This window comes from Actinopolyspora biskrensis (assembly GCF_013408175.1).
GTDB classification, from domain to species: domain Bacteria; phylum Actinomycetota; class Actinomycetes; order Mycobacteriales; family Pseudonocardiaceae; genus Actinopolyspora; species Actinopolyspora biskrensis.
Genome location: NZ_JACBYW010000005.1, coordinates 64,046 through 78,198, shown reverse-complemented (window position 1 = coordinate 78,198; position 14,153 = coordinate 64,046). Strand labels below are relative to the sequence as shown.

Genomic DNA, 14,153 nt, shown 5'->3' with positions numbered 1-14,153 from the left:
ATCACCGCGCGACGGGCGCTCGTCAACGGTGCGGAGTGATCGCTTCACGGAACACGGCGGACACACGTGCGGCTACACTGAGCGAGTCAACACCGTCCGCAACGGACCGGTTGGGCGGCGAACAACCGGTGCGCACACCTCGTCGGAGGCAGCATGAACGACCCGTTCCTCGAATCCGTCGCAGCCGCGCTCGCCGGACAGGCGGCCGCGGCGCTCGGCAGCGCCGGTTCCGCCGCGTTGACCAAGGTGCGTGAACTGCTGCGCGGAAAGTCCGAAGAGGACCCGGACACCGCCGCGGCGTTGGAAGCGGCCGAGGACCGTCCAGCCGACCACCCGAAGGTCGCCGCACTGGCGCGGCGCCTGGACCGGCTGGAGTCCGACGACGGCGAGTTCTCCGAGAAGCTGCGCTCGGAGGGCGCTCCGATCCACCAGGAGCTGACGGCCTCCGGAAACCACGCGGTCAACAACCAGTTCTCCGGAACCGCAAACAACGTCGTTCAGGGCAGGCAGTTCGGCAGGATCGAGTTCAACAGCTGACGCCCGCCCCCGCTCCGGGACCGGATCCTCGCACGAGTGCGCCCCGGACACGTCGTTCGGAACGGTCGGTCCGCTGCGAAACCCACCGAGCAAACCGAGCCGCTCAAAGCCTCGGACAGGCACTCCCAACCAAGAGCTCCACACCGACGCAAGCGCTTACGAGCCTGAGCAGTCGGCACCGCCGCGGGTTCTCAGTCGCGGGTCTCGCGAGGACAGCCTCGACGTTGTGTAGGTGTGGCTACCCGATGTCGAGGATCCCGCAGCGAGACACCGACTGAGGTTCCGCCAAACGACCCACCAAGCAACCGACACCGCCGATTCGAACACTCACTCACTACGGGAGGCGTTGAGCTCTGCCAGGTAGCGGTTGTACTCGGCGAGCTGGGGGTCCTCGTCCTCGGTCACCGGAGGCGCCGGGGGCGGGACCGGAGAGCGCCGTGGGCCAGCCGCCTCCGGCGCGGAGGAGCCGGTTTCACCGGGGTCCGCCGACTCCGCGACCGGCTCGGCCTCCTCGTGCGGCTCGGTGCCGTTGAGCGTTCGAACCACCTGGTACCACAGGAACAGGGCGAAACCGCCGAACAGCGGCCACTGCAACGCGTACCCGAGGTTCTGGAAACTGCCGCCCGCCTCGTGGGCGCGTTCCCACTGCCACCAGCCCAACCAGCCCGCGGCCACGACCGCGGCCAGGAAAACCAGGTGCAGCAGCACCCAGCGCGGCGAAACCAGCCTGCCCTTCACACCGCCATTGTAGGACCGCGGCGAGTCCCCAGCTCAGCCGCTCCTCAGGGGTTCGCCGGATCGGTCCGCTCCGCGGTGCTGGTCGGCGGAACCTCACACCGGCTCGCGCCGCGGCGCCCCTCTTCGAGCGGCTACAGCCGCCGGGAAGGCGGCCGCGACCAGCACGGCGCAGGCCACGAACCCCACGGGATAGCCGCTCGCGGCCACGACCGCCCCCAGTCCCACCGAGCCCACCCCGTTGCCCGCGTCGTAGGCGATGTTCCACGCGGTGCTGGCCGCACCGGGGTCGGCACGTTCGAACATCAACACCAGCGCCGCGTTCTGCAGCCCGCCGAATCCGGCCCCCAGCCCCAGGGCCCCGAGCACCGCGAGCCAGCCCGCGCCCGCGCTTCCCAGCGCGAGCAGGGCAAGTCCAGCGGCGGCCAGCGACATGGCGGGCAGCGGTATGCGTCCCGAACCGAGGCGGTCCCCGACGTGTCCCGCCACCCACCGGAACCCGACGGTGGCGATCCCGAAGGCGAGCAGCCCGGCCGAGCCAGTCGCGGACCCCGTCGCGAGCGGCAGGAAGGCCACGAGACCGCCCGCGGCCACCGAGACCGGCGCCATCGCCAGCCAGGGCGCCGCGAGACCACGCAGCGGGAAGCCGCGCACCGCCCTGCCCGAGGAGCCCGCCGACATGTCGACCCTGCCGATCCACAGCGCGGCCGCGGCGGCCACGGCGGGAACCGACGCCGCGATCCAGAACAGCGGCACGAACCCCAGCGTCTCGGCCAGCCAGACCCCGACGGGCAGCATCAACGCGTGGGGAGCTCCCACCGCCAATCCGTAGAGCCCCGAAGCCCGCCCGCGGTGGTGCGCGGGCACCAGCTCGGCCACCAACGCGCTGCCGGTCACGGTGAGCAGTCCGAAACCGATTCCGCGCAGCCCGGAGATCGCCAGCAAGCCGGGCAGTCGCGTGAACAGCCCGAACAGCGGTGCCCCCAGGCCGAGCAGCAGTGTTCCGCAGCCCAGGAGGACCCGGGGGTCGCAGCTGCGCAGCAGCCAGGGCATGGCCAGCTGCGTCAGCACCGTGACCAGCATGAAAACGCCGTTGGTCAGCCCGGCCCCCGTCTCGTTCTCCCCCGCGCGCACGGCCCACAGCGGCACCACCGGCAGCAGCAGCACATAGCCGGTGAAAGCCCCCAGGGTGACGACCAGCAGCATTCCGAACGAGCGCCCGTAGCCCGTCCCGGCGGTGCCCGCTTCCGGAGTGCTCAACGGTGCGGTCCCCCCGGACAACGGCGGTATTCCGCGACCAGCTGCGTTTCGGCCGCGTCCAGGTACTCGTCGAGCCTGTTCGCCGCCTCGGCGCGGTGCCCCGCCCCGACCAGCTCGGCGATCCGGCGGTTGTTCTCCAGGTAGGGCTCGTGGAACTCCCGCAGCCCCGGCATCACGTGGAAGGCCAGTCGCAGCTCGGCCAGCAGCTGACGCATGGTCTCGTCGACCCGCGGGCTCCCGGCCAGGGAGGCCACGGCCTGGTGAAAGCGCATGTTCGCCGTTCCCACCTCGTGCCACTCGCGGTCGCGTGCCGCTCGTTCCCCCTCGTCGACGGCACGCCCGAGGTCGGCGACCCGCTCGGGAGCGGGCTCCTCCGAGTTCCGCAGCGCACCGGTTTCGAGCAGTCGCCGTACGCGGTACAGGTCGACGACCTCGTCGACGGACAGCACCCGCACGAACACTCCCCGGTGGAACTCGTGCACCAGCAGCCGCTCGTGCACCAGCAGCCGGAACGCCTCGCGCAGCGTGTTCCGGGACACCGCGAGGGCACGGCCCGCGCTCTCCTCGGACAGCCGGGTTCCCGGGGCCAGACCCCCTTCGAGAACGCGCTGACGCAGCAGGTCCGCCACCCGTTCGGCGGTGCTCGTGCGGTCGAGCGACTCCCGGTCGGAGGCGAGCAGCTCCACCCAGTCCTCGGCGGTGCCCATCGTGCCCCCAAGCGGATGTGGTGGTCCTCCCCGGTGCGCCCGTCGCGTGCGCAGCCGGGCGGCACCGACGGACCGAGGGGAGTTTACCGGAGCGATCTCTTGACATACAGCAGAATTGTTCAACAATTCACTCGTTCAGCTGTAATCACTTTCGGGCGACGCGAGGATGGGAGCGCCGTGGCCGAGGAGAGCACGAGCCGGCCGGGAGCGGCGGCCAAACGGGGGACGCTGCTCGGTGCGGTGTTCCTGATGGCGACCAGCGCCATCGGTCCGGGCTTCATCACCCAGACCACCGAGTTCACCGTACGACTCGGATCCGCGTTCGCCTTCGCGATAGTGCTGTCGATCCTGCTGGACATCGCGGTGCAGCTCAACGTGTGGCGGGTCATCGGCGTCTCGGGGACACGCGCGCAGGACCTGGGGAACCGGGTGCTGCCCGGACTCGGTTCGGTCATGGCCGTGCTGGTCGTGTTCGGCGGGCTGGTGTTCAACGTGGGCAACATCGCCGGGGCGTCACTCGGTCTGGACGCGCTGCTCGGGTTGAACGTGAAGATCGGTGGCGCCGTCTCGGCGCTGATCGCGGTCGGCGTCTTCGCGAGCAGACGCGCGGGGGTCGCCATGGACCGCCTCGTGCTGGTGCTCGGCGTGCTGATGATCGCGCTGACCGGATACGTGGCCGTCTCCTCCTCCCCACCCGTCGGGCAGGCGCTGCGGCAGACGGTGCTGCCGGAGCAGGTCGACTTCCTGTCGATCACCACGCTGATAGGCGGCACGGTCGGCGGCTACATCACCTACGCCGGAGCGCACCGGCTGGTCGACGCCGGGATCAGCGGGCCCGAACGCGCAGGGGAGATAACGCGCAGCTCGGTCACCTCGCTGCTGGTCACAGGCGTGATGCGCATCGTGCTGTTCCTGGCGCTGCTCGGCGTGGTCGCGGGAGGGGCCACGCTCACGACGGACAACCCCACCGCGGAGGCCTTCGGGCACGCCGCCGGAGCCGTGGGAACGCGCCTGTTCGGGGTGATTCTCTGGTCCGCAGGGATCACCTCCGTGATCGGCGCCGCTTACACCTCGATATCCTTCCTGTCCACCCTGTCGCCCTCGCTGGAACGGGCCCGTTCCTGGCTGGTGGTCGGCTTCGTCGCACTGTCCACGGTGATATTCCTGGTGCTCGAGCAGGCGCCGACCACGTTGCTCGTGCTGGCCGGAGCCCTCAACGGGCTGATCCTGCCGGTCGGTTTCGGGGTACTGCTGTGGGTGGCGGCCCGTCGCCGGGACCTGCTCGGCGGGTACCACCACCCGCGCTGGTTGCTGACGATCGGCGTGCTCGCGTGGCTGCTGACGCTGTACCTCGGGGTGAGCTCCCTGAGCGGGATAGCCGCCCTGTGGAGTTGACCGATGTTTTCCGCTCCCCCGCCGTAGGTGGTCGCGTGGCGGAACCTCTCGCGGGCTCTCGCTCCGGGAGCCCCGACATCGGGTGGCCACCTGCACAACGTCGGGCCTTCCTCGTGAGAGCACCACGGGAGAACCCGCGGCGGCTCCGACGGACGGGGGGATGTTTCGGCGCCACCCGCGCCGAAGAACCCCCGACTCGACCAACGCCCGAGTGGAAAAGTTCCACGAGGACCCCGACCATCCGAACGGGCTCCTACTGAAAGGACCTTGGCCATGGATCTCAACGCCGACCTCGCCGAAAGCTTCGGCCGCTGGGAGCTGGGCGACGACGAGGCGCTGCTGCGCGTCGTCACGAGCGCGAACGTGGCGTGCGGGTTCCACGCCGGCGATCCGGGGGTGATCCGGCGAGCGTGCGCGTGGGCGGCCCGGGAGGGCGTCACGATCGGCGCCCAGGTCGGGTACCGGGACCTGCTGGGTTTCGGGCGGCGCTTCGTCGACGTCGCACCCGCCGAGCTCACCGACGAGGTCCTCTACCAGATCGGCGCCCTGGAGGCCCTCGCCGGAGCCGAGGGGACCGAGGTCTCCTACGTGAAGCCGCACGGCGCCCTCTACAACACGATCGTGAGCCATCGCGAGCAGGCCGCGGCCGTGGTCGAGGCGGTGCACGGCTACGGGCGGGATCTCGCCGCGCTGGGGCTGCCCGGTTCGCTGTGGCTCCGGCTGGCCGAGGAGCGCGGACTGCGTACCTTCCGGGAGGCCTTCGCCGACCGTGCCTACACGCCCGAGGGCACGCTGGTCCCCCGCGGCGAGCCGAACGCGGTGCTGACCGACCCGGATGCCATCGCCGCGCGCTGCCTGCGGCTGGCTCGTTCGGAACCGATCGAGGCCGTCGACGGCAGCGAACTAGAGGTCGCGGCCGAGTCGATCTGCCTGCACGGTGACACCCCGGAGGCCGTGACCATAGCGCGAGCGGTGCGGGACCGACTGGCCGCCGAGGGCATCACCCCGACACCGATGTCCCGGAGGTGACCCCGTGCGAATCCTTCCCCTCGCCGACGCGGGACTGCTCGTCGAACTGGACGACCTGGAAAGCGTGCACGCGCTCTACGCCGCGTTGTCCCGCTCCCGCCTCCCCGGGGTGACGAACCTCGTTCCCGCGGCGCGGACCCTGCTGCTGCAACTGGACCCGCGGCACGCCGACCCCGCCGAGCTCGAACGCGTGGTGCGCGGGACCAGCCCCGTTCCGGGAGGGGTTCCCGAGAAGGAGCTGGTGCGGGTTCCCGTCGTCTACGACGGGGCCGACCTGGGCGAGGTGGCCGAGCTGACCGGGCTGACCGAACGCGAGGTGATCTCCGAGCACACCGGCACCGACTGGACGGTGGCCTTCGGAGGCTTCGCCCCCGGATTCGGATATCTCGCCGGGGGACCCCCCGAGCTCGAGGTCCCGCGGCGCTCGGAGTCGCGCACCCGGGTTCCCCGGGGTGCGGTCGGACTGGCTGGGAGGTTCAGCGGGATCTACCCACGTTCCTCCCCCGGAGGATGGCGGCTGATCGGGCGGACCGAGCTGGAGATCTGGCGCACGGACCGGCAACCACCGGCCCTGCTCCGGCCCGGGGTCCGTGTGCGGTTCGAGGAGGCCCGTTGAACGATTTGAGAGTGCTCGCCACCGGACCGCTGGCGACCGTGCAGGACCTGGGGCGCACCGGTGTGGGCGACATCGGGGTGGGGGTTTCCGGTGCGGCCGACCGGGGATCCCTGCGACTGGCCAACCGGCTCGTCGGCAACCGGGAGGAAGCGGCGGGAGTCGAGATCACCCTCGGCGGCCTGGCGCTGCGCGCTCGGCGGGACCTCACCGTGGCCGTGACCGGAGCCGGCTGTCCGATCACTGTGGGCGGAAGGGGAGCCGCCGTGAACGCGGTGCTGCGCGTGCCCGCCGGTTCGGAGCTGACGACGGGGACGCCGGCTCGCGGTTCGCGTGCTTATCTGGCCGTGCGGGGCGGTGTCGACGTGGAACCGGTGCTCGGTTCGCGCTCCACGGACACGCTGTCCGGTCTGGGGCCGGATCCGCTGCGCACCGGGGACCTGTTGCCCGTGGGAACTCCTCCCGAGGACTTTCCCGCCGTGGACGTCGCCCCGATTTCGGAGCCACCCGCCGGGGATCTCGTGCTGACCGTGGTGCCGGGGCCGCGGGCCGACTGGTTCACGGACGACGCGCTGTCCACGCTGCTCGGTGGAACGTACCGGGTGACTCCGCGGAGCGACAGGGTCGGGATGCGGCTCGACGGCCCGCTGCTGGAGCGCTCCCGTGCCGAGGAGCTGCCCAGCGAGGGCATGGTCTCCGGAGCGCTGCAGGTCCCGCCTTCGGGCGAACCGACGTTGTTTCTCGCCGACCACCCGGTAACCGGGGGTTATCCCGTCATCGCGGTGGTTCGTTCCGCCGACGTCGACAGGGCGGCCCAGGCCCGCCCCGGGCAGCACCTGCGCTTCCGCCGGGCTCGGTAACTCGGTCGCTACTCGCCAGCGGTCCAGCACTCCCAAGGCTCCGACTCACGTGCCGACTACCCGGTCAGCCACGCAGACCGAGTCCCCGAAAAAGTCTCCACTCCAACGCAGGTGCTCTGAGCCTGCGTCACCGGCACCGCCGCGAGCAAACCGAGCTGAGCACTCTCCGTCAAGTGAGTTCGTTCAACTTGCGCTGAGCTTCCTCGAGCTCGCGCTGCAGTTGCTCGACCCGGGCCCGCTGGTGCTCCCGTTCCGCTTCGAGCAGGGGCTCCACCGCCGCGGCCACGTCCTCGTGCAACGCCTTGGCGGCCTGCCCCACCGCCGAGGCGGGGATCTCGGTGGGGCGCAGCACCCGCTTCTTGCCGTTGCTCACCTCGACCATCCACTGCCCGTTCGAGCCGGCGATCATGGTCACCGAGGCCCCCGTGGTGCGGCTGGATCCGCTCTTGGCCGCCGCGCCACCGCTCCGGGAGGTGCTCGAACGTTTGGTCCCGGCCGCCTCGTTCCCTCCCGACCGCTCGGAGGAGGCGCCCGCGGTGTTGCGTCCCGCACCGGCCGAGCCACTCCCCCGCCCGCTCGCGGATCCGGTGGAACCTCCCGAATCGGCCGAGGCCCCGGACGTCGAGGCCCCCGCCGGCGAGGAGCCGGGAGAACCGGCCGTCGCGGACTTGGCCGCCGCGGAGCCACCGCTCGTGGAAGCTGCCGCCGCACCACCGGACCCCGAGCTCCCGGACTCCTTCCGCGCCGAGCTCTTCGCCGCCGGCCGCCCGGAGTCCTTCGCCTGCCCGGAGCTCTTGTCCTTGCGCTTGCGCGCGGGCTTGTCCAGGGTCACCTCGGCCGCCGAGAACGAGAGCACGTCCTTGGAGCCCGCTGGGCGCACCTGCAGGAATTCGCCCTCGGCCGGTTCGTCCATGGACACGACCTTGCCGGAGCGCTCGGCGTCCACGCCGACGGCCGAAGAGGTGAACCAGACGGTCGGCGTGGTCCCGTTATCCAGTTCCTCACGGAGACCGTGAATCTGTTCGGACGACAGCGCACGGGCCTCGGACATCGGCTTCCCCCGAGTGGACAACGACATTCGCCCGCGACAGCCGCCGGAACCTCCGAACGCCGGTGGATCCCGGAGTGCGGCGACTCACGGAATCCACTCCGCCGGGCGGCGGCGTGCGAGTTTGCCGAAATGGGCTCACACGAACTGACGACGCGAGTTTATCGAACGTCCGTGCGAATGCTCAACGTGCCCCCGCGCGCTGAATCTCGTAGTCCTTGGGATCGGCCTTGCGTGTCTGCCACCAGTAGTTCCAGGTGAAGCCCGGCCACAGGGTCCGGTTCACGCCGTTCTCGTCCAGGTACCAGCTCTGGCAGCCTCCCGCGGACCACACCGCTCCCTTGAGACGCGACTGGATCCGCGAGTTGAACTCGTTCTGCGCCGACTGCCGCACGTCGGCCTGGGTGAACTCGCCGCGCAGCATGGGGCGGAGGATGCTGAGCACGTAGTTGATCTGGCACTCGATCATGAACACGACCGAGTTGTGCCCGAGACCCGTGTTCGGTCCGAGCAGGAAGTACAGGTTGGGGAAGCCGGAGACGGTTATCCCCTTGTGCGCCTCCATGCCGTCCTTCCACGCGTCCTGCAACTTGCGCCCGCCGCGGCCCACGATCGACAGGTGGTCGAACGCGTCGGTGACGTGGAAGCCGGTACCGAAGATGATCGCGTCCACCGGGTGCTCGACCCCCTCGCCGTCGACCACCGAGTTCTCGCGGACCTCGGTCACCCCGCTGGTGTTGAGCTCCACGTTGGACTGGTTGAGCGCGGGGTAGAAGTCGCTGGACAGCAGAATGCGCTTGCAGCCCATGGCGTAGTCGGGGGTGACGGCCTCGCGGGTCTTCCTGTCGTGCACCTGCTTGCGGATGAACCGTTTGGCCATCCACTGCGATATCCGCTGCAGACGTGGTTCCCGCAGCACGGCGACCGAGCGGAACTCGAGGGTCATGTAGATGGCGAACCGCACCGCGCGCTGCAGCAGGGGAACCCTGCGGAAAGCACGCTGCACCCGCTCGGACAGCGGGCGGTCGGGTTTGGGCTGGATCCACGGCGGGGTCCGCTGGAACAGGTTCAGCTTCGAGACCTCCTCGGCCACCTTGGGGACGAACTGGATGGCACTCGCACCGGTGCCCACCACCGCGACGCGCTTGTCCGTGAGGTCGTAGTCGTGGTTCCAGTCCGCGGAGTGGAAGCTCTCCCCCTGGAACCTCTCCAGGCCGGGCAGCTCGGGGTAGTTCGGGATGTGCAGCGCACCAAGCCCGGAAACCAGCGCCCTGGCGACGTATTCGGTCCCGTCGGCCGTGGACACGTGCCACTCGTGCCCGTCCTCGTCCCACTCGGCGCCGGTGAACTCGACGCCGTAGTGGATGTGCTCGTGCACCCCGTGCTTGTCGACGCAGCGCCGCAGGTACTCCTCGATCTCACCCTGTTCGGCGAACATCCTCGACCAGTCGGGGTTCTGCTCGAAGGAGAAGGAGTACATCAACGAGGGGACGTCACAGGCGCAGCCCGGATACGTGTTGTCCCGCCAGGTCCCGCCGAGGTCGTCCGATTTCTCCAGCAGGACGAAGTCGTGAACGCCTTCCTTCTTCAACCGGATCGCGGTGCCGAGCCCGGAGAATCCGCTTCCGACGATGACGACGGAGGTGTCGTGCCGGTGCTGTTCCCGCTGTCGCTTACCCATCCCCCGATACCTCCCGAGTCGAGCGCTGTGATCTTACTAACCAGTAGGCTACTACGAGTAGGGTTACTTGCGGTAGGGTGATTTTCGTGGAGATCTCCCAGCAACCCACTTCCGGTCGCAAACGGATGTCCAGAGCCGAGCGGGAGCAGCAGATCCTGGAAACCGCCGAGGAGGTGTTCGCCACCCGCGGATACCAGGCTGCGTCGATGGACGACATCGCACAGCGGGTCGGGCTGTCCAAACCGATGCTCTACGAGTACTTCGGTTCCAAGGAAGGGCTGCTGCTGGCCTGCCTGGAGCGGGCCAAGCGGGAACTGCTGGAGTGCACCTCGGCCGCGGCCGCCAGCGCGAGCGATCCGGAGCAACTGCTGCACGACGGCCTGCTCGCCTTCTTCCGCTTCGGCGAGGGGCACGCGCAGTCCTGGGCGCTGCTCCGCAACGAGTCGGCCGTTCCCGGCACGGGACTGGACACCGAACTGGAGGCCATTCGCAGGCAGCAGGTCGACTTCACGGCGAACATGCTGCGCAGCTCGCTACCGGAGACCGAGGAGTCCCGCCTGGAGGCCTTCGCCGAAGCGATCATAGGTGCCTGCGAGCGAATGGCGCTGTGGCGGGAGAACCGCCCGGAGATCACCCCCGAAACGGTCACCGACCACCTGATGGCGCTGATCTGGCCGAGCCTCTCGGGAGAACTGGCCCAGAAGGACGACCCCGCCTCGGGCTCACACGATCAGGGGTAAGAGGCCAATAACAGCTCAAGATCGCCAACGGTACTTCCGATGCGAGCGCGTAGGTCGATTGTCACGCCCGAACACGCCTTTCCGGTCGATGTGGTCTCGGCGTGTCGATGACCAAGCCCGTTACCTCGGATTTCAAGGAGTACTGATCTTGCGCCCCTGGACCACGCGCACGTTGAACGCTGTTGTTGTGGCCGCGGGGTTCGCCGCAGTCGGAGCGGGGACGGCCACGGCCGACTCTCCGGAGCCCACGACGCCGGACCTCACCAAGCCGGACCTCTCACAGGTACCCGACGAGATCGGCTTCACCGCCCCGATCGACACCTGCCAGAACCCCGGTGTTCCCGGACAGGAGAAGGTGCCCTGTGCGGACGCCACACTGCACGCGAACGCGCCGAACCTCTTCAAGGAGGTCGGCAAGGAGATAACCAGGACGAGCCACGGCCTGGCCAACGAGGTGCGCGACAAGGAGCCCGCGCTGGAGTCCGGCGAGGCGAGCAGGCTGCTCGGCCAGGTCGGGACCGCCGCGAAGAAGGTCAACCAGCTGAGCAAGACCCGGCCCGAGGTCGGGGTCAACGTGCGGCCCGAGAACACCGGCGTCCTGAAGAGCAAGAGCGACGAGGGCGAACTGCTCAACGCCGAGGTCGGCCCGCGTGGTTCGAGCCACGAGGGCATGTCCGCCGCCGACACCGCCGTGGACGCCACCATCGCCCAGGGCTACGAGGCCAAGCCGCTGACCAACCCGGTGGGCGCCCTCGCCCGGGCAGCGAGCGAGTCCACGCTGAGCACCTCGCAGAAACCGGTCGAGCTGCCCGAGGTGGGACACGTGGTCCCGGCCGCGAAGCAGGTGCCCGCTGTTCGCGAGCTGGACGACAACCCCTCCGGGGCCGTGCGCGACGCGGTCACCGGTCTGGTGAAGAACCCTTCCGAAACCCTTTCCATGGGTGAGGGCACCAGCCTCGGCGAACGCACGCTGCCCGTGGGCGACGTGCTGCGTTCCGCGGGAACGATGAACTGAGGGAACCACCGGGCGAAACGCTCGGGCGCGGACGGCGAAGTCCGCGCCCGAGCTCGCTCGTCCGCCCTCGCAACGGATGTCCGGAGTTTCGCCCCTTTCGACGCCGAAACTTCCCACCGAAGGGCTCCATCCGACGCGAGCGCTTCAGCCTGAGTCACCGGCACCGCCGACTCCCAGGCAGGAACTCCCGGTCAAACGGCCCACCAAGCAACCGGCACCGCCGAACTCAAACACCAGCGGTGGCCGAAACCACTTCGGTGTCGGGCTCCCCGACGTCGAAGACCTCACCGGACTCCGCCTTGGCGACCAGCGAGGCCGGGGGCTCGAACCTGGTGCCGTAGCGCGCGGAGAGTTGCCGACAGCGCTCCACGAAACCGCGCAGCCCTCCCGGGTAGCCGTTCATGTACTGCACGACTCCCCCGGTCGCCGGCGGGAAACCGATCCCGAAGATCGACCCGATGTTGGCGTCCGGCACGGAGGTGAGCACTCCCTCGTCCAGGCACCTCACGGTCTCCAGCGCCTGCACGAACAGCATGCGTTCCTTCAGATCGGTGAAGGAGATCTCGGACGGGTCCGTGCTGCCCGCTGCGAAGTGCTCGGCGAGCCCGTTCCACAGGCCGAGGCGCTCGCCGTCCGCGGAGTACTCGTAGAACCCGGCCCCGGAGGAACGTCCCCTGCGGTCGAACTCGTCGACCATCCTGTCCAGCACCGAATCGGCCGGGTGCCCGGTCCACGTGCCACCGGCGGACTCGACCGCCCGCTTCGACTCGTCCCTGATCTTGCGGGGCAGCGTCAGGGTGAGCTCGTCGAAAAGCTGCAGCACCGGGGCGGGGAAGCCCGCCTGCGCGGAAGCCTGCTCGACCGAAGCGGCCGACACCCCCTCGCCCAGCATCGCGACGCCCTCGTTCAGGAAGGTCCCGATCACCCGGCTGGTGAAGAACCCCCTGCTGTCCTGGACCACTATCGGGGTCTTGTTGATCTGCCGGACGACGTCGAAGGCCTTGGCCAGGGCCTCGTCCCCGGTCCGCTCGCCCCGGATGATCTCGACCAGCGGCATCTTGTCCACCGGGGAGAAGAAGTGCAGGCCGATGAAGTCCTCCCGCCTGCTCACCCCCTCCGCGAGGTCGGTGATCGGCAGCGTGGAGGTGTTGGACGCGATCAGCGCGTCCTCCGAGATCCACTGCTCCGCCTCGGCGTAAACCCGGTGCTTGACCTCGGGGTCCTCGAAGACCGCCTCGATCACCAGATCGCACCCGGCGAGCTGGTCACCGCTTTCGGTCGGGGTGATCCTGCCGAGCACCTCGTCGCGTTCCCGCTCGGTGATCCGGCCCTTCCCGAGATCCTTCTCGAGCACTCCGGCCGAGTACTCCTTGCCCTTCGCGGCCGAGGCCGCGGACACGTCCTTGAGCACGACCTCCATGCCCGCCTTGGCGCAGACGTGGGCGATTCCGGCGCCCATCATGCCGCCCCCCAGCACGGCCACCTTCCGCGCCGACCACTCGGGCTGTTGTCCCGGCCTGCTCCCGCCCGAGTTGACGTGGTCGAGATCGAAGAAGAACGCCTTGCTCATGTTCTTGGAGGTCTGCCCGCAGAGCAGCTCGACGAAGTAGCGCCCCTCGATCGTGAGCGCGGTGTCCACGTCCACCTGGGCACCCTCCACCGCGGCGCAGAGGATGTTCTTCGGGGCGGGCAGGTCCGCTCCCTTGAGCTGCTTGCGCAGGTTGGCCGGGAAGGCGGGCAGGTTCGCGGCGAACTTCGGGTCGGAGGGAGTTCCGCCGGGTACCTTGAAGCCCTTCCGGTCCCAGGGCTGGTTTGCCTCCGGGTTCTCCCTGATCCACTCCTTGGCACGCCGCATCAGCGTGTCGGTGTCCTCGACGAGCTCGTCGATCAAACCGAGATCGCGGGCCTTGCCCGGGCGCAGCCGCTGTCCCTGGGTGAGCACCCCGAGCAGGGCGTCGGCTATTCCGAGCATGCGCACGGTGCGTACGACACCACCGGCTCCCGGCAGCAGTCCGAGACTCACCTCGGGGAAGCCGAAGCGGGCCTTCGGGGCGTCCAGCGCTATCCGGTGGTGGCATCCGAGCGCGATCTCCAGCCCCCCGCCGAGCGCGGTGCCGTTGAGCGCGGCGACCACGGGGATCCCGAGCGTTTCCAGCCTGCGCAGCTGTTGTTTGGCCGTGTTGCTCGTCTCGACCGTTCTGTCCACGTTCTCCGGACGCGCCTTGATCAGCTCGCGCAGGTCCCCTCCGGCGAAGAACGTGCTCTTCGCCGAGGTGATCACGACGCCGGAGACGCGGTCGCGCTCCTCCTCCAGGCGCTGCACCGTCGTCTCCATCGAGCGCAGGTAGCGCTCGTTCATGGTGTTGGCCTGTTGTTCGGGATCGTCGAGGGTGAGTACGACGATGCCGTCGGACTCGGGCTCGTCCCAGCGAATGGTGCTCTGTTCGCTCATCGGTCCGTCCTTCGAAGACTCGGAGTTGGCTGGTCCGCGCCGAGCGCGGCCTCGACTCCGCACCTGGGTGCGGGAATCGGC

At 69.4% G+C, this 14,153-nt stretch carries 13 protein-coding genes; 7 read left to right on the top strand and 6 right to left on the bottom strand.

Annotated elements, in window-relative coordinates; translation table 11 throughout:
- The first annotated feature begins 153 nt into the window (after positions 1–153).
- Positions 154–537: a hypothetical protein gene (locus tag FHR84_RS13795; protein ID WP_179535935.1), complete on the top strand. Its 384-nt coding sequence runs from the start codon at positions 154–156 to the stop codon at positions 535–537.
- Positions 538–864: 327 nt separating this feature from the next.
- Here the strand turns inward: FHR84_RS13795 and FHR84_RS13790 are convergent, their stop codons facing one another.
- The 3 genes from FHR84_RS13790 to FHR84_RS13780 all read right to left on the bottom strand — a co-directional run bounded on the left by FHR84_RS13790 (position 865) and on the right by FHR84_RS13780 (position 3,239).
- On the bottom strand, positions 865–1,275 hold the full coding sequence (locus FHR84_RS13790; RefSeq protein ID WP_179535934.1) for a hypothetical protein: 411 nt from the start codon (positions 1,273–1,275) through the stop codon (positions 865–867).
- A gap of 93 nt (positions 1,276–1,368) precedes the next feature.
- Complete coding sequence (locus tag FHR84_RS13785; RefSeq protein WP_179535933.1) at positions 1,369–2,532, bottom strand: MFS transporter; 1,164 nt, start codon at positions 2,530–2,532, stop codon at positions 1,369–1,371.
- Positions 2,529–3,239, bottom strand: a complete 711-nt coding sequence (locus FHR84_RS13780) for a GntR family transcriptional regulator (RefSeq protein ID WP_179535932.1) — start codon at positions 3,237–3,239, stop codon at positions 2,529–2,531. Before FHR84_RS13780 ends, FHR84_RS13785 begins: the two co-directional genes overlap by 4 nt.
- Positions 3,240–3,416: 177 nt before the next feature.
- Between FHR84_RS13780 and FHR84_RS13775 the strand changes: the two genes are divergently transcribed.
- The 4 genes from FHR84_RS13775 to FHR84_RS13760 all read left to right on the top strand — a co-directional run bounded on the left by FHR84_RS13775 (position 3,417) and on the right by FHR84_RS13760 (position 7,136).
- Positions 3,417–4,634, top strand: a complete 1,218-nt coding sequence (locus FHR84_RS13775) for a divalent metal cation transporter (protein ID WP_179535931.1) — start codon at positions 3,417–3,419, stop codon at positions 4,632–4,634.
- Between the two features lie 273 nt (positions 4,635–4,907).
- Positions 4,908–5,663 (top strand): LamB/YcsF family protein, encoded by a 756-nt coding sequence (locus tag FHR84_RS13770; protein ID WP_179535930.1) that lies wholly within the window; start codon positions 4,908–4,910, stop codon positions 5,661–5,663.
- A 4-nt stretch (positions 5,664–5,667) separates the two neighbouring features.
- Complete coding sequence (locus FHR84_RS13765; RefSeq protein WP_179535929.1) at positions 5,668–6,279, top strand: carboxyltransferase domain-containing protein; 612 nt, start codon at positions 5,668–5,670, stop codon at positions 6,277–6,279.
- The gene (locus tag FHR84_RS13760; protein ID WP_179535928.1) at positions 6,276–7,136 is read left to right on the top strand and encodes a 5-oxoprolinase subunit C family protein; all 861 of its coding nucleotides are present in this window, start codon (positions 6,276–6,278) and stop codon (positions 7,134–7,136) included. Before FHR84_RS13765 ends, FHR84_RS13760 begins: the two co-directional genes overlap by 4 nt.
- 169 nt (positions 7,137–7,305) lie before the next feature.
- Here FHR84_RS13760 and FHR84_RS13755 read toward each other — a convergent pair whose 3' ends face one another.
- Entirely contained in the window at positions 7,306–8,187 is an 882-nt protein-coding gene (locus FHR84_RS13755; protein ID WP_179535927.1) for a DUF6319 family protein, read from the bottom strand.
- 181 nt (positions 8,188–8,368) lie between these two features.
- Positions 8,369–9,865 carry a flavin-containing monooxygenase gene (locus FHR84_RS13750; RefSeq protein ID WP_179535926.1) on the bottom strand — a complete coding sequence of 499 codons (1,497 nt, stop codon included), beginning with the start codon at positions 9,863–9,865 and terminating at the stop codon, positions 8,369–8,371.
- Between the two features lie 125 nt (positions 9,866–9,990).
- On the opposite strand from FHR84_RS13750, the gene FHR84_RS13745 reads away from it, so the two are divergent.
- Together FHR84_RS13745 and FHR84_RS13740 are read left to right on the top strand one after the other, a co-directional pair.
- Complete coding sequence (locus FHR84_RS13745) at positions 9,991–10,605, top strand: TetR/AcrR family transcriptional regulator (protein ID WP_179536238.1); 615 nt, start codon at positions 9,991–9,993, stop codon at positions 10,603–10,605.
- A gap of 148 nt (positions 10,606–10,753) precedes the next feature.
- Positions 10,754–11,620 (top strand): hypothetical protein, encoded by an 867-nt coding sequence (locus tag FHR84_RS13740; protein ID WP_179535925.1) that lies wholly within the window; start codon positions 10,754–10,756, stop codon positions 11,618–11,620.
- Between the two features lie 226 nt (positions 11,621–11,846).
- On the opposite strand, the gene FHR84_RS13735 is transcribed toward FHR84_RS13740, so the two are convergent.
- Positions 11,847–14,072 (bottom strand): 3-hydroxyacyl-CoA dehydrogenase NAD-binding domain-containing protein, encoded by a 2,226-nt coding sequence (locus tag FHR84_RS13735; protein ID WP_179535924.1) that lies wholly within the window; start codon positions 14,070–14,072, stop codon positions 11,847–11,849.
- Positions 14,073–14,153: the final 81 nt, after the last annotated feature.

What these genes read in the sequence shown, in the direction of transcription:
- FHR84_RS13795 (WP_179535935.1), top strand. Translation starts at nt 154, where the DNA reads ATGAACGACCCGTTCCTCGAATCCGTCGCAGCCGCGCTCGCCGGACAG.
- FHR84_RS13780 (WP_179535932.1), bottom strand. Translation starts at nt 3,239, where the DNA reads ATGGGCACCGCCGAGGACTGGGTGGAGCTGCTCGCCTCCGACCGGGAG.
- FHR84_RS13770 (WP_179535930.1), top strand. Translation starts at nt 4,908, where the DNA reads ATGGATCTCAACGCCGACCTCGCCGAAAGCTTCGGCCGCTGGGAGCTG.
- FHR84_RS13755 (WP_179535927.1), bottom strand. Translation starts at nt 8,187, where the DNA reads ATGTCCGAGGCCCGTGCGCTGTCGTCCGAACAGATTCACGGTCTCCGT.
- FHR84_RS13750 (WP_179535926.1), bottom strand. Translation starts at nt 9,865, where the DNA reads ATGGGTAAGCGACAGCGGGAACAGCACCGGCACGACACCTCCGTCGTC.
- FHR84_RS13745 (WP_179536238.1), top strand. Translation starts at nt 9,991, where the DNA reads ATGTCCAGAGCCGAGCGGGAGCAGCAGATCCTGGAAACCGCCGAGGAG.
- FHR84_RS13735 (WP_179535924.1), bottom strand. Translation starts at nt 14,072, where the DNA reads ATGAGCGAACAGAGCACCATTCGCTGGGACGAGCCCGAGTCCGACGGC.